The organism is Micromonospora sp. NPDC051296, assembly GCF_040682255.1.
GTDB classification, from domain to species: Bacteria; Actinomycetota; Actinomycetes; order Mycobacteriales; family Micromonosporaceae; genus Micromonospora; species Micromonospora craterilacus.
In genome coordinates this window covers 1-20,121 of sequence record NZ_JBFBAO010000086.1, presented here as the reverse complement: position 1 = coordinate 20,121, position 20,121 = coordinate 1, and the positions used below count along the sequence as shown (strand labels likewise).

Annotated in this window: 16 protein-coding genes, 1 pseudogene and 1 riboswitch; of the genes and pseudogenes, 8 read left to right on the top strand and 9 right to left on the bottom strand. The window is 72.0% G+C overall.

All coding sequences use genetic code 11. The features are described from left to right. Positions 1–164 precede the first annotated feature (164 nt). From groL to AB0M52_RS12305, 3 genes are all read right to left on the bottom strand, one after another. Positions 165–1,787 (bottom strand): chaperonin GroEL, encoded by a 1,623-nt coding sequence (groL, locus tag AB0M52_RS12315; RefSeq protein WP_363952473.1) that lies wholly within the window; start codon positions 1,785–1,787, stop codon positions 165–167. A 275-nt stretch (positions 1,788–2,062) separates the two neighbouring features. Next, positions 2,063–3,319: a hypothetical protein gene (locus AB0M52_RS12310; protein ID WP_363952470.1), complete on the bottom strand. Its 1,257-nt coding sequence runs from the start codon at positions 3,317–3,319 to the stop codon at positions 2,063–2,065. A 128-nt stretch (positions 3,320–3,447) separates the two neighbouring features. Continuing rightward, complete coding sequence (locus AB0M52_RS12305; protein ID WP_111217633.1) at positions 3,448–3,651, bottom strand: cold-shock protein; 204 nt, start codon at positions 3,649–3,651, stop codon at positions 3,448–3,450. Between the two features lie 209 nt (positions 3,652–3,860). Between AB0M52_RS12305 and AB0M52_RS12300 the strand changes: the two genes are divergently transcribed. Next, on the top strand, positions 3,861–4,391 hold the full coding sequence (locus AB0M52_RS12300; RefSeq protein WP_363952466.1) for a GNAT family N-acetyltransferase: 531 nt from the start codon (positions 3,861–3,863) through the stop codon (positions 4,389–4,391). 189 nt (positions 4,392–4,580) lie between these two features. Here AB0M52_RS12300 and paaN read toward each other — a convergent pair whose 3' ends face one another. From paaN to thrC, 4 genes and pseudogenes are all read right to left on the bottom strand, one after another. Further along, on the bottom strand, positions 4,581–6,254 hold the full coding sequence (gene paaN, locus AB0M52_RS12295; protein ID WP_363952463.1) for a phenylacetic acid degradation protein PaaN: 1,674 nt from the start codon (positions 6,252–6,254) through the stop codon (positions 4,581–4,583). Between the two features lie 52 nt (positions 6,255–6,306). Then, positions 6,307–6,624 (bottom strand): annotated as a pseudogene (locus AB0M52_RS12290) (GNAT family N-acetyltransferase); the annotation flags it as partial. A gap of 194 nt (positions 6,625–6,818) precedes the next feature. Further along, positions 6,819–7,838 carry a GNAT family N-acetyltransferase gene (locus AB0M52_RS12285; RefSeq protein ID WP_363952461.1) on the bottom strand — a complete coding sequence of 340 codons (1,020 nt, stop codon included), beginning with the start codon at positions 7,836–7,838 and terminating at the stop codon, positions 6,819–6,821. A 305-nt stretch (positions 7,839–8,143) separates the two neighbouring features. Further along, the gene (gene thrC, locus AB0M52_RS12280) at positions 8,144–9,430 is read right to left on the bottom strand and encodes a threonine synthase (RefSeq protein WP_363952459.1); all 1,287 of its coding nucleotides are present in this window, start codon (positions 9,428–9,430) and stop codon (positions 8,144–8,146) included. Between the two features lie 9 nt (positions 9,431–9,439). Beyond that, positions 9,440–9,575, bottom strand: a riboswitch (SAM riboswitch). A 103-nt stretch (positions 9,576–9,678) separates the two neighbouring features. On the opposite strand from thrC, the gene AB0M52_RS12275 reads away from it, so the two are divergent. Then, positions 9,679–9,876 carry a hypothetical protein gene (locus AB0M52_RS12275; RefSeq protein ID WP_363952457.1) on the top strand — a complete coding sequence of 66 codons (198 nt, stop codon included), beginning with the start codon at positions 9,679–9,681 and terminating at the stop codon, positions 9,874–9,876. Between the two features lie 23 nt (positions 9,877–9,899). Here AB0M52_RS12275 and AB0M52_RS12270 read toward each other — a convergent pair whose 3' ends face one another. Together AB0M52_RS12270 and AB0M52_RS12265 are read right to left on the bottom strand one after the other, a co-directional pair. Then, the gene (locus AB0M52_RS12270; protein WP_363952455.1) at positions 9,900–10,799 is read right to left on the bottom strand and encodes an ABC transporter permease subunit; all 900 of its coding nucleotides are present in this window, start codon (positions 10,797–10,799) and stop codon (positions 9,900–9,902) included. After that, positions 10,799–13,669 (bottom strand): alpha/beta fold hydrolase, encoded by a 2,871-nt coding sequence (locus tag AB0M52_RS12265; RefSeq protein ID WP_363952452.1) that lies wholly within the window; start codon positions 13,667–13,669, stop codon positions 10,799–10,801. Before AB0M52_RS12265 ends, AB0M52_RS12270 begins: the two co-directional genes overlap by 1 nt. A 369-nt stretch (positions 13,670–14,038) precedes the next feature. Here AB0M52_RS12265 and AB0M52_RS12260 point away from each other — a divergent pair, with 369 nt between their 5' ends. Genes AB0M52_RS12260 through AB0M52_RS12235 form a run of 6 tightly spaced genes read left to right on the top strand, consistent with a single transcriptional unit; the run spans position 14,039 to position 20,027 of the window. Next, the gene (locus AB0M52_RS12260) at positions 14,039–15,247 is read left to right on the top strand and encodes a hypothetical protein (RefSeq protein WP_363952450.1); all 1,209 of its coding nucleotides are present in this window, start codon (positions 14,039–14,041) and stop codon (positions 15,245–15,247) included. Then, positions 15,234–17,768: a nitrate- and nitrite sensing domain-containing protein gene (locus AB0M52_RS12255; RefSeq protein WP_363952447.1), complete on the top strand. Its 2,535-nt coding sequence runs from the start codon at positions 15,234–15,236 to the stop codon at positions 17,766–17,768. Before AB0M52_RS12260 ends, AB0M52_RS12255 begins: the two co-directional genes overlap by 14 nt. After that, positions 17,765–18,235: a roadblock/LC7 domain-containing protein gene (locus AB0M52_RS12250; protein WP_363952445.1), complete on the top strand. Its 471-nt coding sequence runs from the start codon at positions 17,765–17,767 to the stop codon at positions 18,233–18,235. The genes AB0M52_RS12255 and AB0M52_RS12250 overlap by 4 nt, the downstream gene beginning before the upstream one ends. Continuing rightward, positions 18,232–18,714: a DUF742 domain-containing protein gene (locus AB0M52_RS12245; protein ID WP_363952443.1), complete on the top strand. Its 483-nt coding sequence runs from the start codon at positions 18,232–18,234 to the stop codon at positions 18,712–18,714. Before AB0M52_RS12250 ends, AB0M52_RS12245 begins: the two co-directional genes overlap by 4 nt. Further along, positions 18,692–19,471, top strand: coding sequence for an ATP/GTP-binding protein (locus AB0M52_RS12240; RefSeq protein WP_363952441.1), 780 nt, complete (start codon positions 18,692–18,694; stop codon positions 19,469–19,471). The genes AB0M52_RS12245 and AB0M52_RS12240 overlap by 23 nt, the downstream gene beginning before the upstream one ends. A gap of 40 nt (positions 19,472–19,511) precedes the next feature. Then, entirely contained in the window at positions 19,512–20,027 is a 516-nt protein-coding gene (locus tag AB0M52_RS12235; RefSeq protein WP_363952438.1) for a hypothetical protein, read from the top strand. The last annotated feature ends 94 nt before the right edge of the window (positions 20,028–20,121 follow it).

Here is a 20,121-nt window from a genome sequence, read left to right as displayed (position 1 = left end):
GCCGAACCGCCCGAGGAACCGCTCATCCTGGTGGACGAGCCGGTCCCGCACCGCCCGCCGTACGACCGGGCGCAGAAGCGACGCAACCAGCGCCCCCTGCCCAGATAGCGAAAGGGGCGGACCGCTGACGCGGCCCGCCCCTTCGCGTTAGTGCTGGGCTGGACTCAGAAGTCCATGTCCCCGCCACCCGGACCAGCCGGGGCGGCCGGGGCCTTCTCCGGCTTGTCCGCCACGACGGCCTCGGTGGTGAGGAACAGCGCGGCGATCGACGCGGCGTTCTGCAGCGCCGAGCGGGTCACCTTGGCCGGGTCGATGATGCCCGCGGCCAGCAGGTCGACGTACTCGCCGGTCGCGGCGTTGAGGCCGTGACCCGGGTCGATGTTGCGGACCCGCTCGACCACGACGCCACCCTCGAGGCCGGCGTTGACGGCGATCTGCCGCAGCGGGGCGTCCAGCGCGATCTTGACGATCTGCGCGCCGGTCGCCTCGTCGCCGGCCAGGTCGAGCTTGTCGAAGGCGGTCTTGCCGGCCTGCACCAGCGCGACACCACCACCCGGGACGATGCCCTCCTCGACGGCGGCCTTGGCGTTGCGGACCGCGTCCTCGATGCGGTGCTTGCGCTCCTTGAGCTCGACCTCGGTGGCCGCGCCGACCTTGATCACCGCAACACCGCCGGCCAGCTTGGCCAGGCGCTCCTGCAGCTTCTCCCGGTCGTAGTCGGAGTCGCTCTTGTCGATCTCGGCCCGGATCTGGTTGACCCGGCCCTGGATCTGCTCGGCGTCGCCGGCACCGTCGACGATGGTGGTCTCGTCCTTGGTCACCACGACCTTGCGGGCGCGGCCCAGCATGTCGAGACCGGCGGCGTCCAGCTTGAGGCCGACCTCCTCGCTGATGACCTGACCACCGGTGAGGATGGCGATGTCGGTCAGCATGGCCTTGCGGCGGTCACCGAAGCCCGGCGCCTTGACGGCGACCGACTTGAAGGTGCCCCGGACCTTGTTGACCACCAGGGTGGCCAGGGCCTCGCCCTCCAGGTCCTCGGCGATGATCAGCAGCGGCTTGCCGCCCTGCATGACCTTCTCCAGGATCGGGAGCAGGTCCTTGACCGACGAGATCTTGCTGTTGGCGATCAGGATGTACGGGTCGTCGAAGACGGCCTCCATACGCTCCGGGTCGGTCATGAAGTAGGCCGAGATGTAGCCCTTGTCGAAGCGCATACCCTCGGTGAGCTCCAGCTCCAGCCCGAAGGTGTTGCTCTCCTCGACGGTGATGACGCCTTCCTTGCCCACCTTGTCCATCGCCTCGGCGATGATCTCACCGACGGTGTTGTCACCGGCGGAGATGGAGGCGGTGGAGGCAATCTGCTCCTTGGTCTCGACGTCCTTGGCGAGCTTCAGCAGCTCCTCCGAGACGTTCGCGACCGCAGCCTCGATGCCCCGCTTCAGGGCCATCGGGTTGGCACCGGCAGCCACGTTGCGCAGACCCTCGCGAACGAGAGCCTGGGCCAGGACGGTCGCCGTCGTCGTGCCGTCACCGGCAACGTCGTCGGTCTTCTTGGCGACCTCCTTGACCAGCTCGGCGCCGATCTTCTCGTACGGGTCCTCGAGCTCGATCTCCTTGGCGATGCTCACACCATCGTTGGTGATGGTGGGGGCACCCCACTTCTTCTCGAGCACGACGTTGCGGCCCTTGGGGCCGAGGGTCACCTTCACGGCGTCGGCGAGCTGGTTCATGCCCCGCTCGAGGCCGCGGCGCGCCTCTTCGTCGAACGCGATCATCTTGGCCATACGGCGTTGTCCTCCTGGACACTCACGGACCGCCCGAGGGTGTGCCCCGGATGGGCCGTCTGGTGTACGCACCTTGGGACGTCGCCACCTGGCGACGGCGACGTCTCCTCGGCCGGGCCGGATAGCCCGCGACGACCGGCCATGTGCCCCGCCCGTGGTTATGCCACGAGCGCGGCCGTGACCCCACCGTCCCGACCATCTGGCACTCACGCTATGCGAGTGCCAATGACTTGTTTAGCACTCTGCCCTGCCGAGTGCAAGCACGACGGCCCGGCTCAGCCGAGTTCGGCGGCCAGTTGCGCGCTGTTCACCGGGCCCTCGTGAGCCCGCTGCTCGGCGTACGTGACGACCAGTCCGACCAGCTGGGCGAGGTGGGCCGGCAGCGCCAGCAGCGCCGTCACCGCGATCGTCAGCACGGCAGCCACCGCCGTACCCGGGGTGTCCAGCGGTGCTGCACCGAGCGGCAGGACCGCCACCGACTCCACCAGGCTCGCGGCCAGCGAGACGCCGATCACGGCCAACAGCACCAGCGCCACCCGGCCGAGCACCAGCCCCGGTCGGTTCCGCAGCATCCGGTGCGACCGGCCGATCGGGTCACTCCGCTCGAACAGGTACACCGGTCCGGCCATGGCCAGCGCGAACACCGCGTAGATGCCGGGCAGGAAACAGAAGCAGAGGCCGACCAGGATGAGCAGCTCGAAAACCAGGCTCCAGCCCCAGAGGCCGAGCGCCCGCCGCAGGCCGTAGCGCAGCGCGGTTCCGAGGTCGGTCGGCTGACCGGCCGCCTGCCGGGCGATCACCCAGGTGCCGGCGGCCCACCCGACGCACTGCACCAGAAGGAAGACCAGAGTCCCCCCGAACAGCACGCCCAGCAGCGCGGACATGTCGGCCCAGAAGGCCGCGGGCAGCCCGTCCGTGTCGCTGGCAAGCTCGGCCTCCCAGCGGGCCGACGAGTCGACGGCCAGCACGAACATCGACAGCACCGCCGCCGGCAGCACCTGGGTGAGCGCGACGATCGGCAGCAGCAGCTGCCAGCCTCGGCGGACCGCGCCCACGCAGCGGGCGAACCAGCCGCCCAGCCCGGCACCGGGCGGAGTGACCAGGGCGTCGGACGGATCGAGGGCATACCCGGCCGGCTGGTACCAGCCATAGGGCGGCTGACCCGGGTCGGCCCCGGGGTAGGCCTGACTCGGATAGGGCTGGCTCGGATAGGGCTGACTCGGATAGGGCTGGCTCGGATCGGGCTGGCCGGGGTAAGGCTGACCCGGATAGGGCGGCTGACCCGGATAGGGGTTCGGCATGCCGGGCTGGCCGGGTGCCGCACCGGCGGGGTATCCGCCCCAGGGCGGCGGAGCGCCCACCGGGCCGGGAGCGGCCAGGCCAGGCGGCAGCGCGCCGGGGGCGGCCGGGTCAGGCGGCTGCGGGCCGGAGGCCGCCGGGTGAGGTGGCTGCGGGCCGGCCTGACCGGCGGACGGGTCCGGTTCGCCAGGGGGCGACGAGGACGGAACTGCCGGGGGCGGCTGGTCGGACATGAACGCTCCTCAGCGACGGCTGGATCGGCTCATGATCTTCCCTTGTAGGGTGCCCGCGCCGCAGCCCCCACCGGCCACGATCAAGCCACCCCCGCCGACGATCGGCCGGCGGGGTGGGTGGCATGCACTCAGGCGATGACGCGTACCTGCTCGGCCTGGGGGCCCTTCTGGCCCTGGGCGATCTCGAATTCCACCCGCTGGCCGTCGTCCAGCGCCTTGTAGCCGTCCATCTCGATCGCGGAGAAGTGGACGAAGACATCCTGCCCGCCGTCGACGGCGATGAAGCCGTAGCCCTTCTCGGCGTTGAACCACTTCACGGTGCCCTGTGCCACGGTGTTGTCCTCACTCTGCGCGGCGTTCCACTACCCGGACTGCCGGCGCGCCGGCACCCCGGAACCACCGGTTTCGGCGATCGGCGAGGACCACTGAAACGGTGACCGAAATCGCACGGTACACGAGGCGTGACGGCGGCGCACGACCACAAATCGGACATATTTCGGCCGACGACATCGTCGTACATCATTGTGGTAGGCATTCGGGCATGACCACCGTCGCGGACGGGACGGGCCGAGGCCTCGCCGAGATCCGGCGGGTCCGGCCCACGGACGCCGGCCGGATGCGCGCGCTGCGCCTGGAGATGCTCGCCGACGCCCCGCTGGCCTTCCTGGAGACCGTCGCCGAAGCGGCCGCCCGCCCGCACGCCGAGTACGCCGCCCGGGTCGCCCGGGTCTCGGCCGGCGCCGACACCGCGCAGTTCGTGGCGGACCCGGGCGGCCGGCTGGTCGGGCACGCGGGCGGGATCGCGCACCCCACAGAGCCGGATGTCACCGTGCTCTACGCGATCTACATCACGCCGGCCTGGCGCGGCAGCGGCCTGCTCACCGACCTGGTGGCCGCGGTGGCGGCCTGGTCCCGGGCCTGTCGGCGGGATGAGCTGATGCTCGAAGTGGTGGTGGGCAACGACCGCGCCTACCGGGCATACCAGCGAGTGGGCTTCGTCGACACCGGCGTACGCGTCCCCCACCCCACGATTCCCACCCTCCGCGAACTCCAGATGCGCCGCCGGGCCTGACGCACCGCCCCGGGCCACGACTCGATCTTGGTACGAAAGTGCCCCGCCCGGGGCACTTTCGTACCAAGATCGGCGTCGGCCACGGCCCACGGTGACACGGGAGGGTTCCGGGGCAGCCTGACCCGCGGAAGGATCAAGCCTGACCGCCTGGAGCGGGTCGGGCTGCCCCGGAACCCCCAACCGCAACCACTAGACGTGCCGGCGGCTCTGCACGATGCGGAACCGGTTGGCCACGTACGCCCCATCGGTCAGCGCCGAGTTGGCGGCCGCGTTCGCCCCGCTGCCGTGGAAGTCGGAGAAGGCCGCCGACTGGTTCACGAAGACCCCGCCGGTGAGGTTGCCCGACAGGTGCACCCCGACCTCGATCGCGGCGGTCTCGGTGGCGTCCAGCACCGCCTCGTCGATGGAGTAGACCGCCGCGGTCAGCGCGCCCTTCTCCCCCACCGTCGCGCGCAGGATCTCCAGGCTGTGCGCCGTGGAGTCGGTGGCGATGGCGAAGGAGATCGGCCCGAACCACTCCCGCGAGTAGGTCGCGGTGTCGCCGGCGTCCAGCTTGACGATGGTCGGCGTACGCACGACGGCGCCGGGGAAGGCCGGGTGCTCGACCGTACGGGATTCCAGGACCGTCTCGCCGACCTTGGTGACCTCGTCCAGGCGCTCCAGCACGCCGTCGTTGACGATCGCGCCGGTCAGCTCGACGCCCCGGGCCGGGTCGGCGGTGAGCTTGCCGACCGTCGCGGCGATCCCGGCGGCCACCTCGTCGAAGCTCTTGTGCCCCTGGTCGGTGTCGATCCCGTCCCGGGGGATCAGGATGTTCTGCGAGGTGGTGCACATCTGGCCGCTGTAGAGCGTCAGGGTGAAGCCGAGGTTGCGGCACATCCCGGCGAAGTCGTCGGTGGAGTCGATCACCACCGTGTTCAGCCCGGCCTTCTCCGTGTAGACGGCCGCCTGCCGGGCGTTGGCCTCCAGCCAGTCGCCGTACTCGGTCGAGCCGGTGAAGTCGACGATCTTGACGGACGGGTGCAGGGCCAGCGTCGAGGCGAGCTTCTCGCCGGGGGCCTCCGGGGCGAGCAGCACCAGGTTCGGGTCGAAGCCGGCCTCGGCGAGCACCTCGCGGGCGTAGCGCACCGTGATGGCCAGCGGGAGCACGGCGCGCGGGTGGGGCTTGACCACCACCGGGTTGCCGGTCACCAGCGAGGCGAACAGACCGGGGTACGAGTTCCAGGTCGGGAACGTGTTGCAGCCGATGACCAGGGCGACACCGCGGGGCACCACGTGGAAGGTCTTGGTCATCCGCAGCGGGTCGCCCTTGCCGGCGGCCTTCTCCCAGCCGGCCGTGCCGGGGTGCCGGGTCATCTCCGCGTACGAATAGGCGATCGCCTCCAGCGCGCGGTCCAGCGCGTGCGCGCCACCGGCCTGGAAGGCCATCACGAACGCCTGGCCGCTGGTGAACTGCACCGCGTTGGCCAGCTCGAAAACGTTCTTGTGCAGCCGGTCGAGGATCTCCAGGCAGACACCCACCCGGGCCTGAGGGCCGGCGTCGCGCCAGCCGGGCAGCCCGGCCGACGCGGCGGCGACGAGTTGGTCGGCGGTGGCGTGCGGGTAGCGCACGTTCAGCTCGACGCCGAACGGGCTGGTCTCGGTGGCGACCAGGTCGCCGTCGCCCGGCTGGTCGAGCGGGAAGTCTCCGCCCAGGTACGCCTCGAAGGCGGCCTTGCCGTCGGCGGCCGCGTTCTCGCCGTACACCCGGGGGCTGGGCGATTCCGGGTAGGCGGACCAGTACCCCCGCTCCGTGATCGCGGTCAGCGCACGGTTGAGGGTCTCGGCGTGCCTGTCGTGCAGGGGGTGCGGGGTGTCCGTCATGCCCGCCATCATGCAACACAAAGCCCCGCGATCAGTAGGGGCGTGTCACAACTCAGATCGTCAGCTGCCAGCAGGCCCCGGCGTCGACCGGCCGGAAGCCGAGCTGCTCGTTGATGCTGATCATGTGGTCGTTGGCCGCCGCGTTCCAGGTGTCGATCGCGCGCAACGCCGGCTCGTGCGCCAGCGCGTGCCGCAGGTTCTCGACCTTGATCAGCAGGCCGAGACGGTGACCCCGGTGCGCCGGGTCGACGATGGTGATCTCCTGAGAGGCGTGCCAGGTCGCCGACGGGCCCATGTCGATCATCGTCCAGGCGACCATCCGGCCGGTCGCCTCGTGCACCGCACCCAGGTGGTAGCGTCGCCGGCCACGCAACGCCCGGATCCGCTCCATCTCCCGGAACCGCTCGGCGTCCACCTTCTCCGCCACGGCCTGCGCGGCCGCGACGATCCGGTACGCCTCGTCGAGCGCGGCCTCGTTGGTGGGGTCGTACGGATCGACGGTGATGTCCATGGCCCGGAGGATGCCCGCTGCCCGCCCGCCGGCGCCACCGGATTTCCCGTCCGTCACAGGGTGAGCTGCCAGTTGCTCCACCGGTCGACCGGCCGGAAGCCGAGCTGCTCGTTGATTATGATCATGTGGTCGTTGCTCTCCGCGTTGAAGGTGTCGATCACGCGGACGGCAGGCTCGTGGGCGAGCAGATGCCGCAGGTTCTCGATCTTGGCCAGCAGGCCGAGTCGGTGCCCACGGTGCTCCGGGTCCACGATGGTGATCTGCTGGAACGCGTGCCAGTCCGCGGACGCGCCGACGTCCAGCAGGGTCCACGCGACCAACCGGCCGGACTCCTCGTGGCGCACCCCGACGTGGTAGCGGCGCCGGCCACGCGCGTCCAGCGCGAGTTCGGTGCCGCGCAGCCGCTCCGCGTCGACCTGCTCGGGCTCCCACGCCAGGTCGCCCATTGGCGCGTCGGCCAGCAGTCGCCCGTCGAGGTACGCGACGTCGGCGGCGAGTTCGTCCGGGGTGTGCCCGCGCCAGTGCAAAACCTGGTACCCGGACGCCTTGGCCCAGGCCCCCGCCAGCAGCGAGTCCAGCCCCGCCTGGTCGAGGTCGGCGGTGGCCAGCCGCCGCCGCACGTCGACCAACGCGCATCCCGCGCCGATGGTCGCGGCGAACGCGGCGCCGGGCGACGGTTGGTCGGTCGTGCCGGGCAGGTAGGTCGGGCTCATCGCGGTCACCCGTTTGCGTCCCAGCTCGCGCAGCAGGCCGAGGACGTGCTCGTGCAGCGCGCGGCCCACGCCCCGCCGGCGGTACGCCGGGTGCACGACCAGGTCGGCCGAGGCGTTCTCGGTGTTGTCCAGCTGCGGCAGGTCGAGCACGAGGTGGCCGGCGGGCTCGCCGTCGAGCCGGGCCAGCAGGTTCACCGGTGCGTTGCCCGGCATCGGATGGCGGACCATCGCCGTGAACCGTCGCCGGCAGAACGGCGGGAAGTCGGGCGCGTCCACGGCCTCGGACGCCGCACCGACCTGGTACGCCTGCTCGATCGCCGACTCGTCGGCGGGCCCGAAGGTCGTGATGGTGATGGTCATGCTCGCAGCGTGCGCCACGACAAACGAACGGGCCAGCGAATTTTCCGCTGGCCCGTTCGGACGTTGGTCGGGAGGGTCGATCGCACAACGCCTCCGGCGTTGGGTCGTAAAGACTGAGAGTCTACGGCGAAACGCCCTCCCGCACGGAGCATCTTGCGCCGTCCGGTTCCTGCCGTCAAGTCCCCGACGGCGTGTTTTCCGCACTCACTGCGAAAAGCCGGTTACCCGGCGGATCCGCCCGATCCCCCACTCGGGCGATCCACCACCCCACCATCGCACCGCCGAGCACCGGCCGAACGACGGCCTCAGCCGAGCAGGCCGGCGTCGCGGGCGGCGCGCAGCGACGGCTTGATCCGGTGGGTCGGGCCCACCTGGCCGGCGACGGCGTCGAGCGTCTTGAGCCCCTCGCCGGTGTTGAACACCACGGTCTCGGCGGCCGGGTCCAGCCGGCCGGACTCGACCAGCTTGCGCAGGACCGCCACGGTCACCCCGCCGGCGGTCTCCGCGAAAATCCCGGTGGTACGCGCCAGCAGCCGCACGCCGGCGCGGATCTCGTCGTCGTCGACGTACTCCATCCAGCCGCCGGTGCGGCGTACCGCTTCGAGGGCGTACAGGCCGGCCGCCGGGTCACCGATGTTGAGCGACTTCGCAATCCCGGTGGGCTTGACCGGGGTGATGATGTCGCTGCCCGCGTGCAGCGCGGTGGCGATCGGGTTGCAGCCGGCCGACTGCGCCCCGAAAACCCTCCAGCCGCCGGCCGGCGCGTCGACCAGCCCGATCTCCACCAACTCGGTGAACGCCTTGTCAATCTTGGTGAGCAGCTCGCCGGAGGCCATCGGAATGACCACCTGGGCCGGGATCCGCCAGCCGAGCTGCTCGGCGACCTCGTAGCCGAGCGTCTTCGAGCCCTCCGCGTAGTACGGCCGGACGTTCACATTGACGAACGCCGTGTCCTCGAACTCGTCGGTCTCCACCAGCTCGCCGCAGAGCCGGTTCACATCGTCATACGAGCCGTCGATCGCGACCAGGTCGCCGCCGTAGACCGCAGTGGTCACGACCTTGCCCTGCTCCAGGTCACTGGGGATGAAGACCACCGACGGCGCGCCCACCCGGGCCGCGTGCGCGGCGACCGAGTTGGCCAGGTTGCCGGTGGAGGCGCAGGCGTACCGGGTGAAGCCCAACGCCCGGGCCGCACTCAGCGCCACCGACACCACCCGGTCCTTGAACGAGTGGGTGGGGTTGGCGCTGTCGTCCTTGACCCACAGCGGGGCGGTGATGCCCAGCTCGGCGGCGAGCCGGTCGGCGGCTACCAGGGGGGTGAATCCCGGATCCAGGGTGACCCGGGTGGCCGGGTCCTGGCCGGCGGGCAGCAGGCTGGCATACCGCCAGAGGTTGCGGGGGCCGGCCTCGATCTGCTCCCGGGTGACGGTGGCCAGGGCGGCGGGGTCGTAGTCGACCTCCAGCGGACCGAAACACTCGTAACAGGCGTGCTGGGCGGCGAGTGGGTAGCGGGCCGAACAGGCGCGGCAGACCAGTGCGCGGGCGGGGCTGGCGGTGGTGTCAATGCCGGAAGGGGCGAGCGTCGACGACATGTCGAGGTCCTCTCATCTTTCCCCGCATCGCACCCTGCGGCGGGGACGGAATTGGCACCTGCCCCGCCGGGCGCTCAACGATGAGCGCGGGGGGTGGTTGCCGGGGCGTCGTCGGGCCGTATCCCTCAGCCCCTCTGGATGAGGTATGCAGTTGTGCCGTCGAGTCTAGGCAATCCCGCCCCGCTCGTCTCCCGTCGATCTCAGCCTGTGAGCGATCCCTCAAGTGACCCGGGTAGCGCTGCGCTGGCGTGCGTGACGCGCGGGGCCACGCCGACGCCGCGGCCAGTGCGATGATGCCCGGGGAGATCACCTCGGGCTTCGACAAGCCGCCCCGGCCGCTGGTCCTGGCCGACCGGATCGGGGTCAGCGCCTGGCGGAAACGGGTGCCGACGACGCCCACGCCGACGCCCGGGACGCCGTCCACCTCCGCGGTCCCGCTGCTCTGAGCCGACCCGGCCGGCGGCCGGCGTCAGCTGGTGATGTCCTTGCGGGTGAAGCGCCAGAAGGCCAGCCCCCAGAAGAGGGTGGCGTAGCAGATCGCCGAGACGGCACCCCGGACGAGGTCGTCGGTCTGTACCGGCGTGGAGAGCAACCCGAGCCAGGCCGTGCTGTAGTGGGTCGGCAGGAACGACCGGATCGCGCCGAGCGCGGTGATCTGGTCCAGGATGCTGGACAGGATCCACAGCAGCACCGCGCCGCCGACCGCGCCGAGCGCCGCGTCCGTGATCACCGAGAGCAGGAACGCCAGGCCGGCGACCACCAGCAGGACGACCGCCAGGTAGCCGAGCACCATGAGCAGGCGCAGCAGCCCCTCGGCCGGCTCCAGCTGCGCGGCGACCGTGCTGCGCAGCGGCGACCAGCCGTATCTCAGGGTCCCGATCAGCAGCGCCGTGCCGGCGAGCAGCACCAGGGCCAAGGCCGAGTACGTGAGCGCGACCAGCAGCTTCACCGCGAGCAACCGGGCCCGGGGCACCGGCACCGCCAGCAGGTAACGCAGGCTGCCCCAGCTCGCCTCGCTGGCCACCGTGTCGCCGCAGAACAGCGCCACCACCACGACCAGCAGGAACGACGCCGAGACGAAGATCGTGAACAGGGTGAAGTTCAACCCACCCGAGGTGGCGAACGAGACGAGGCTGCCGAACTCACCCCGTCCGTTGTCGTCGTCGCCCGATTCGAACTGGAACGCGATCAGGATGATCAGCGGCAGCAGCACCATGAAGCCGAGCGCCAACTGGGTACGCCGCCGCGACGCCTGCCGGCGGAACTCCGCGACGAACGGCAGCGTCTTCGACGGCCGATAGCCGGCCGCCGCTCCGGACGCTGCCACGCCGGCCGCACTCCGCGTCGGCTCGACAGTCGATCCCGCCATCACCGGTCCCCGCTTCCCCGAGAGTTCTCGCCCACCAGGGCGAGGAAGGCGTCCTCCAGGCGGCGCCGGGGCACCACCCGGTCCACTCCGATCCCGGCCCGCACCAGCTCGGCGACGACCTCGCTGCGGGCGGTGCCGTTGGTGTCGACCACCAGGTTCCCGTCGGAGTCGTCCAGCACCCGGACACCGCCGAGACCGTCCAACACGGTCCGGGCCGCCGCCGGGTCGGTCACCTCGAACAGCACGCTGGGCGACTCGCCGACGATGTCCTCGACCGGCCCGGAGGCGACGATCCGCCCCTTGTTGACCACCACCGCGTGGGTGCAGGTCTGCTCCACCTCGGCGAGCAGGTGGCTGGAGACCAGCACCGCCCGGCCGCCGGTGGCGTACCGCTGGAGCACCCGGCGCATCTCGGCGATCTGCGGCGGGTCCAGCCCGTCGGTCGGTTCGTCGAGCACCAGCAGCTCCGGCAGGCCGAGCATGGCCTGGGCGATGGCCAACCGCTGCTTCATGCCGTGGCTGTACTTGCGTACCCGCCGGTGCACCGAGGAACCCAGCCCGGCGATCTCCAGCGCCTGGTCGAAGTGGGCGTCGGCCGCCGGCCGCCCGGTCGCCCGCCAGTACGCCTTCAGGTTCTCCAGCCCGGACAGGTGCGGCAGGAAGCCGGGACCCTCGACCAGCGCGCCGATCCTCGACAGCACGGGCGAGCCCGGCACCAGCCGGTGCCCGAAGACGTAGATCTCCCCGGCGGTCGGCTGGGTCAGCCCCATCAGCACCCGCAGCGTGGTGGTCTTGCCGGCGCCGTTGGGCCCGAGCAGACCGACCACCTGACCGGGGTGCACCTCGAAGTCCACCTCGGAGACCGCGACGAAGCCGTCGGCGTACTCCTTGCGCAGCTGGCGCACGGCCAACGGGGTGTCCGCGTACTCCGGGTGGACCGAGGTGTCCTGGCGGCGGTGCCGCAGGCGCAGCACGGCGACGAGCACGACGAGCCCGACCACGATCGCGGCGAGCAGCCCGACCAGCACCCAGCGCCAGAGCGCCGCCTCGGTCGGGATGGGCTCACCGCTGACCGTCGGCAGGCTCACCGGCGCATCCCCGAGCGCCACCGTGTAGACAGTCGGCTCGATCGGGGTGGTGTACGCCTGGTCCGAGGTGGCGACGACCAGCCGGAGCCGGTGGCCGGCCTCGACCCGGTGGACGATCGTCGGCAGGGTGACGGTGACCGGCTGGGCGGCGTCGATGCTCGACGGCAGGCCGGTCAGCCGGATCGGGGCGATCAGTCCGCTGGGGAGGGTGGCCGCCCCCTCCGGGTTGACGTCGTAGAGCTTGGCGAAGAGGACCGCCTCACCGCTGGCCGAGGCGGCGCGGATCTGCACGGTGGGCGATCCGACGATGTCGACGGCCTCGGCCACGGGCTCGGACTCGAACCGGGCGTGCTGCCCGGGTATGTCCCCGGCCACGCCGCCGAGCAGGGAACTCAGCGATCCGGCGAACGGCACCGAGGAGATGGCGGCCGGATTCCGACCCGGCGGGTTCGCCACCCGTTGGATCGGCCCGGCCACCGCCACCTCCCGCCGGGACTCCCCGTTCAGGCCGGGGTAGTCGGCCGTGCGGTACCCGGTCGCCACCAGCCCACGGTCCATCGCGTCGAACCCGGCGATCCGGGAGAAGGTGAAGGTGTTGCCCGGGGCTTCCCCGCTGCCCGCGACGTAGTGGTCGAGCCACTGCGCGGTCAGGAACTTCACCCGGTCCGAGTCGGTACGCGGCCCCTCACCGCCGTCGTGCCCGCCGGTGAACCAGGCCACCCGGACCGGAGTGCCACCCGCGGCGATGCCCCGGGCGTTGGCGTCGGCCTCGCCGAGCGGGAAGAGGGTGTCCGCCGCGCCCTGCACCAGCAGGGTGGGCGCCTTGATCCGGTCCAGCACTCCGGCCGGGCTGGAGCGGCGCAGCAGGTCGACGGCGGCCTGGTCGGCCCGGCCGGTGGCGGCGATGCGCAGGTACGCGGCGCAGACATCGGCGGCGAACCGGCCACAGGAGGGGTCGGCGGCACCGCCATCGGTCGGGGCACCGGGGGCGGTTCCCGGTCCGGTGCCCGGCGCGGGGCTCGGCGGACCGGCGGAGGCGGGTGCTCCCTCCGACGCCTCGGCGGTGCTGCCGGAGATCCCGGCCGGACCGGAGCCGCTGTTTCCGCCACCGCCGAAGAAGATGCCGGCCCAGCCGGACTTGAACACTCCCTCGGTCGGCGCCGCGCCGGTGCTCTCCGGCAGGAAGGCGCGGGACAGGTCGTTCCAAGTGATCAGGGGAACGATCGCGTCCACCCGTTGGTCCTGGGCGGCGAGCAGCAGCGCCAGGGCCCCGCCGTAGGAGCCGCCGACCACGCCGACGCGGGGGTCACCCGCCGCGTCGGTCCGGATCTCCGGGCGGCCCGCCAGCCAGTCCAGCAGGCGCTGGGCATCGCGTACCTCGAAGTCGGGGTGGTCCAGATGAATCTGCCCGCCGCTGCGACCGAAGCCCCGGGCGGTCCAGGTCAGTACGGCGTACCCGCGATCGGCCAGGTCCTCGGCGTCGGTCCGGACGGAGTTCTTGGTGCCGCCGAAGCCGTGGGCGAGCAGCACCGCGGGCACCTTCCGGTCGGCGGACGCGTCACGCGGGAGGTACAGCGTGGTGTCCAGGTCGACCGGCTCGTCACCGGCCGGACCGGATCGGACGGTGAGCATCGCGGACTCGGTGCGGAAGCCTGGTCGGTCCGGCCAGACCGCCCAGACCACGACCGCCGCCAGCAGGGCGACGGCCACCGATGCGGCGACGGCCCGGCGGCCGGTGGGCAGGACACGACGGATCCGCGCGGCCGGGAACGGCGATCTCATTCGGCACACGGTACGGCCCGCAACCTGAGTACTAGCTGAGATCCGCCGTACGTCCGTTCTGAGCAGCCGATCGTCATCCGCAAGAGGTCGACCGCACAACGTCCCCCGGGCGAACCTTGGCACGACTTCGCATCATGGAAATTCATGCCTTTTATCGGATTCCGCATCCAAGCATGTCTTTACCCTCCGGCAAAAACACACACCGTGACCGCCTTGCGGGTTCTGCGTCACATCGCTCGAAGTGACGCAAACCTGACCGACGCAGACCAGCTCCAGGCAGTTCCGGTTCGATTAGTTTCCGGTCCGGCCCACGGGACCAGCTCGTCGGCGCCGTCCCCCGAAGCTGTGCCATCGCCGGAGGAGACCACCATGACCGTTCCCGCTCCGCGGGTCCGTCGCCGGCCCCGGACATCGGGCCGCCTGTTGCCGCTGCTTCTCGCCACCGTGCTGCTGTTGCCGGTGGCGTTCCTCGTCGGGCAGGCCCACCGGCTCGTCGACACCGACCGCAGGGTCGTCGAACAGGAGCGGCTGGGCGTCGAGTATCTCCGCGCCCTCGGTCCGGTCACCGAGGCACTGGTGGATGCGCAGAGCGCCGCCGTCACTGGCCAGCCACTGCCTCGGGACATCCTGGACCGGGCGGTGGAGCAGGTCACGGCGGTGGACGTCCGGATCGGCGGCGAGTTGAGCACCAGCGAGCGGTGGGCCGGGCTGCGCGCGAAGCTGGAGGCGTTGCCCGACCGATCGCTGGCCGACCCGGAGGCCGCCTTCGCCGCGTACGGGGAGGTCACCGACCTGCTGCTGGCCCTGCACGGCAAGGTACGGGAGACCTCGGGCCTGATCCGCGACTCCGGTGCCGCCTCGTACTTTCTCCAGGACGGCGTCGGGGAGGAGATGCCGGAGGCGATGGTCGCTGCCGGGCGGCTCACCGACCTGGCCGTGCTGATCGAGCGGCGGCCCGCCGCCGACCGGGTCCGCTCCCTGAGCGAGCTGGCCACCCTCCGGTTCGCCGCTCTCCAACCGGCCAACGACCTGGTGAACAACCTGCGAGCGGTGGTCGACAGCACCGAGAGCGCCGACCTGGGCACGAGCGTGCTCACCCCCTTCGACGCCTATCAGCGGGCGGTCGAGGCGATGGCCATCCACTCCCAGCTGACCGACCGGACGGGCACGGTGGACATCACCCGGCTCTCCGCCGCCCGGACCGAGGCGCAGCGCGCCGCCAAGCAGCTCCAGCCAGTTCTCCTCGACGAGATCGACCGGCTGCTGGTGGAGCGGATCGACCAGATGGACCGGGACACCCTGCGGATCCTCGGCGCGGGCGGCCTCGCCGGGCTGCTCCTGATCGCCCTCGCGGCGAGCGGCTGGGTGTCGCGTCCGCGGGACACCGCCACCGGCCCGGAGCCGTCCGACAGCAGCACCGGCAGCGGCCTCGGCGGATCGGATCGGGCCGACGGATCCACCGGGCGGCGGTGGGAGCCGGTGGCCGTTCGCCCGGCGAGCGAGCAGCCGCCGGGGCTCCAGCCGGTCGGGCAGGGCCACGAACCAGAGCGGTGGAGGCCCTTCGATGCTGCTCGGTAGGCTCCGGATCCGGGGCAAGCTCGCCCTACTGGTGATCATTCCCCTGCTCGGCATGCTCGGGCTGACCATCCCGGTGTTCTGGGAGCGGGCCGGGGTGGCCCAGCAGGCCGGCGACATCGCCAGCACCGTCAAGGTGGCCAGCCGGGTCGGCACCCTGCTCCAACACCTCCAGCGCGAACGCATGCTCGCCATCGGTCTGCTCCTCGGGCAGGCCGAGCGCAGCGATCTGGTGCAGGAGATCGCGGAGGTGGACGATCGGATCGTCGACCTGCGCGGCGAGCTCGGCGATGAGCTGCCGGCCGAGGTGGACTCGGCCCTCGGCGGGGTCCGGCAGCTGGCCGAGGTCCGGGCGGCGGCGCTGGCCGGACAGGCCGACCCCCAACAGATCATCGGCGGGTACGGGCCGGTGCACCTGGCCTTGATCAACTCCTTGCGCCTGCCGTACGCCGTGGACACCCGAACCCCGGCCGGTCGGCAGGTGCTCGCCCTGGACCACATCCTGCGCAAGAGCGAGGGGCTCAGCACCGGCGGCGCGATGATCGTGCTGGTCGCGGCCGACCCGAGCCCGCAGATCGCCACCGCCTACGTGGCCAACATGGCCACCCTCCGGTCGGAGAACGAGCGGGTGCTCGGCCTGCTCACCCCCGAGCAGTTGGACCTGATCACCGTCGAGCAGACCGCGGTGGCCACCCGGTCCAGCCCGGAGTTCCTCGAACAGAGCGCCCTCGACCCGGTGGGCTCGGTCTCCCAGATGACCGTGGAGACCCTCTTCCCGACCGTGTTCTCACTGATCACCCTGGGCCAGTTCGTGGAGAAGAAGCTGGTCACCGACGTCACCGCCGAGGTGCGCGCCCAGCGGCAGGCGGCGCTGCTCGCGGCGTACTGGGTGACCGCCCTGGTCACGCTGATCCTGATCGTCGTCGTCCTGCTCGCCCTGGCGATCGGCCGGACGGTGGCCCGGCCGCTGACCCGGCTCACCCGCTCCGCCGACCGGGTCGCCCGGGTTGCCGAATCCGAGCTGGTCCGGGTCGGCGACGACGAGGCGGACAACGCCCAGCCGATCCGCCTCGACCCGGTCGACGTACGCGCGCGGGACGAGATCGGCGACCTGGCCCGAGCCTTCGAGCGGGTGCAGAGCACGGCCGCCCAGCTGGTGGAACGGCAGGTGGCGAGCCGGCGCAACGTGGCCCAGATGTTCGGTCACGTCGGTCGGCGTACCCAGAACCTGGTCGGTCGGCAGATCGCCCTGATCGACCGGTTGGAGCAGCAGGAGACCGAGCCCGGACGGCTGGAGAACCTGTACCGGCTCGACCACATCTCCAGCCGGCTGCGGCGTAACGCGGGCAATCTCGTGGTGCTCTCCGGGGCGGCGGGCGACGACACACACGTCGCGCCGGTCTCGCTGTCCGACGTGGTCCGGCTGGCCCTGGGTGAGATCGAGGACTACACCCGGGTGGACGTACAGGTCCCGACCGAGGTCGCGGCCGCACCGGCGATCATCGGCGATCTGATGCTGGCGCTGGCCGAGCTGATGGAGAACGCCACCGTCTTCTCCCCGCCGCACACCCGGGTGGTGGTCGGCGGCGAGCTCACCGACGGCGGCGCGTGCCTGACCGTGGTGGACCACGGGATCGGGATGACCGAGGCCCGGCTGGCCGATGAGAACGCCCGGCTCACCCGCCGGGAGCGGCTGGACCTCGCCCCGACCGAGGTGCTCGGACTCTTCGTGGTGGGCCGGCTGGCCCGCCGGCACGGCTGGGCGGTCTCCCTGCGGGCGACCCCGGGCGGTGGCGTCACCGCCACCCTGCTGGTCCCCCGGTCGTCGCTGATGGTCGGTGCACCCGAGCAGGCCGGTGCCCCGCTCGCCCCGGTCGGCGGGACCGCCCCGGCCGCCGTGCCGGCCCGGCACCAGCCCGGGCCGGCGGCGTCGTCCCAGGATCGGCCGGAACCGGACGCCAAGCCCCGGCCCGGGCACGCGCCGGCCGTGGCCGGCGGCGTCGACCGGCGGCCGGGCGACGCCATGGTGCTCCCCGGATTCGACCAGACGTTGCTGACCCGGGCCACCGAGAGCATGGAACTCTCCGAGTCCTGGGACGCCTTCGCCACGAGCCCGGGCATCACCCCGCCGGCCCCGCTGCCCGGGATCCGCCAGCGGGTTCCGGGGGCCAGCCTGCCGGCTACCGCACCGCGGGTGGGTCCGGTGGACGCCACCAGCGCCGACCCGACCGCCGCGCGCGCCCTCGTCGAGGACTTCGAGGCGGGGGTACGCCGGGCCGAGCAGAGCCAGGCGCAAGCCCTCCCGCAGCCGGTCGAGCCGGCGCCGTCCGGCAACCCGGCACGGCTGACCCGGCGGGTACCGGGCGCGAACCTGATCGTGCCGCCACCCCGGCAACCGCTCGCCCAGCACCCCGGCGATCCGGCCGAGGTCCGCGATCTCATCACCGCGTTCGAGACCGGCGTCGCCCGGGCTCTGCGCGATGTCCGTCCCGACCCCAGCGACGACGAAGGAACGCCACGGTGACCAGCTCGCACGTCCACGACAACCTCGACCACCAGGGCCATCCGGCTGGTGACCTCAGCCCCGAGGCCCGTACCTTCAACTGGCTGCTGGACAGCTTCACCTCGGGCACGGCGGGGGTGCTGGAGGCGATCGCCGTGTCCTCGGACGGGCTGCTGATGGCCATGTCCGCGATCAAGGACCGGTCCAACGCGGAGCGCCTCGCCGCGGTCGTGTCCGGCATGACCAGCCTGGCCGGAGGTGCCGCCAGCTGGTACGCGCTGGGCGGGCTGAACCGGGTCGTGGTGGACATGGCCGAGGGATACCTGCTGATCAGCGCGATCAGCAGTGGCTCGGTGCTCGGCGTGGTCGCCGACCGGTCGGCCAACCTGGGCACTGTCGCCTACGAGATGACCCTCTTCGCCGGTCGGGCCGGTAGTGCGCTCACGCCGCGCCTGATCGCCGAACTAAAGAACTCCGTTCAGCAGTGAGCCCCGACGCCGCCGGTGCGGAACCGGAGCCGGTGATCCGGATCCGGCCCTACCTGCGCGAGCCCTCCCCGGCCGGCGACGCCGGCAGCGCAGGCGCACCGGCGGCGCTCGGAACGCAACCCGAGGCGACCGGGCCGACCGGACCCCGCCCGTTCGTGCTCACGGCCGGTCGGGTGGACGGCGCCGACCCGACGATCGGCCTGGAGACCCAGGTGACCACCCGGCCGACCATCGATCCGTGGAGCGTCACGGCCGCCCGGCTGGGCCCGGAACTGCAGGCGATCGTGGCGCTCTGCGGTGAACCGATCTCGGTCGCCGAGATCTCCGCCAAGACCAGGTTGCACTTCGGTGTGACCCGGGTCCTGGTGGGCGACCTGCGGGCCGCCGGCCATCTGGACGTACACGTCACCGACGCCGACGACGCCCTCGACCCCGACGTCATCCTGCGAGTGATTGATGGACTACGTGCAATCTCCTGACTGGCCGGTCGCCCCACAGGGCACGCTCGCCGGCAACAGCGCCGCAGCCCGCTACGGGGGGTCGGCACCGGCACCGACCCCGCCGCCCGTGGGTCGGGCCACCCCGCCGCCGCCCCCACCGAGCCTGCCTCCGGTGGCCCCGCCGCCGTACCGGCCGCTGGCCGCGCCACCTGCCGCGACCGGCACGTCCCGGGCGAAGCCGCCGGTCCCCGTCAAGATCCTGATAGCCGGCGGCTTCGGGGTCGGCAAGACGACCACCGTCGGCTCCATCTCGGAGATCGTCCCGCTGACCACCGAGGCGGAGATGACGATCGCCGGGCTCGGTGTCGACGATCCAGGTCAACGCTCCGAGAAGACCACCACCACGGTGGCGATGGACTTCGGCTGCGTCACCATCGACCGCAGCCTGAAGCTCTACCTGTTCGGCACGCCCGGCCAGGCCCGCTTCGGGTTCATGTGGGACGACCTGGCCCGGGGAGCGCTCGGCGCGCTGGTGGTGGTCGACAGCGCCCGGCTGGACGACTGCTACCCGGCGATCGACTTCTTCGAACGGGCGGGACTGCCCTTCGTGGTCGGGGTGAACGCCTTCGACGGGCGACTGGCGCACGACCTCGGTGCGATCCGGTGGGCCCTGGCGATCGGCGAACATGTACCTCTGGTGCAGTTCGACGCCCGGGACCGGCTCTCGGTGCGGGACGCCCTACTGGTCGTCCTGGACCGGGCGCTGGACCGGGCCACCCGGGACAAGCGGGCCTGAGCCGACCGGCTCGCGGCCCCCGTGGGAAGGGGTGAGGCGGATGAGAGGCGGACTGGACGAGACCCTGGCCCGGATGCGCCGGCGCGAAGAGGCGCTGCGCCGCCGGTCCACCGATCCGACGGCCGACGACCAGCCCGATTCACCACCGGACCCGGGCCGCGCGCCCGGCTCCGGGTTGAGCCGGATCGACGGCCGTAACGCCGGGCCCGGCTGGGTCGTGACCCGCGAACCGCCCCGGGAGGCACCGCCGCGTCACGTCGTGGAGGAGGCCGCCGAGGCGCTGCGCGCGGTCGTCGCGGCGCACCCGGGGGCGAGCGTGACCGCCCGGATCGACCACGACGGGCAGGCGTACGACCTGCGGGTGGCCTGGGCCGACCAGCAGGTCACGGTCAGCGCGCAGCCCAGTTCGCCGCCACCGGCCTGGCCGATGTCGGCGAACGTCGGGCCCGACTCCTCCGCCCCCCGGGAGGGGCTGAGCACGGACCCGGCGGCCCGGCTGGCCGAGCTGATCCGCCGTGATCCGTCGCTCCTCACCGGCGAGGAGCCGCCGGGCTGAGGGGACGAAGGGTGACCGGGCCGTCTAGGGTCGGGCGGTGGGCGAACCCGAGCTGACCCTGATCGCGAGCCTACGGCCGGCCGCACTGGATGCC

Coding starts and splice junctions, on each gene's coding strand:
- groL (WP_363952473.1), bottom strand. CDS start 1,787: ATGGCCAAGATGATCGCGTTCGACGAAGAGGCGCGCCGCGGCCTCGAG.
- AB0M52_RS12310 (WP_363952470.1), bottom strand. CDS start 3,319: ATGTCCGACCAGCCGCCCCCGGCAGTTCCGTCCTCGTCGCCCCCTGGC.
- AB0M52_RS12300 (WP_363952466.1), top strand. CDS start 3,861: ATGACCACCGTCGCGGACGGGACGGGCCGAGGCCTCGCCGAGATCCGG.
- paaN (WP_363952463.1), bottom strand. CDS start 6,254: ATGACGGACACCCCGCACCCCCTGCACGACAGGCACGCCGAGACCCTC.
- AB0M52_RS12285 (WP_363952461.1), bottom strand. CDS start 7,838: ATGACCATCACCATCACGACCTTCGGGCCCGCCGACGAGTCGGCGATC.
- thrC (WP_363952459.1), bottom strand. CDS start 9,430: ATGTCGTCGACGCTCGCCCCTTCCGGCATTGACACCACCGCCAGCCCC.
- AB0M52_RS12270 (WP_363952455.1), bottom strand. CDS start 10,799: ATGGCGGGATCGACTGTCGAGCCGACGCGGAGTGCGGCCGGCGTGGCA.
- AB0M52_RS12265 (WP_363952452.1), bottom strand. CDS start 13,669: ATGAGATCGCCGTTCCCGGCCGCGCGGATCCGTCGTGTCCTGCCCACC.
- AB0M52_RS12260 (WP_363952450.1), top strand. CDS start 14,039: ATGACCGTTCCCGCTCCGCGGGTCCGTCGCCGGCCCCGGACATCGGGC.
- AB0M52_RS12255 (WP_363952447.1), top strand. CDS start 15,234: ATGCTGCTCGGTAGGCTCCGGATCCGGGGCAAGCTCGCCCTACTGGTG.
- AB0M52_RS12240 (WP_363952441.1), top strand. CDS start 18,692: ATGGACTACGTGCAATCTCCTGACTGGCCGGTCGCCCCACAGGGCACG.
- AB0M52_RS12235 (WP_363952438.1), top strand. CDS start 19,512: ATGAGAGGCGGACTGGACGAGACCCTGGCCCGGATGCGCCGGCGCGAA.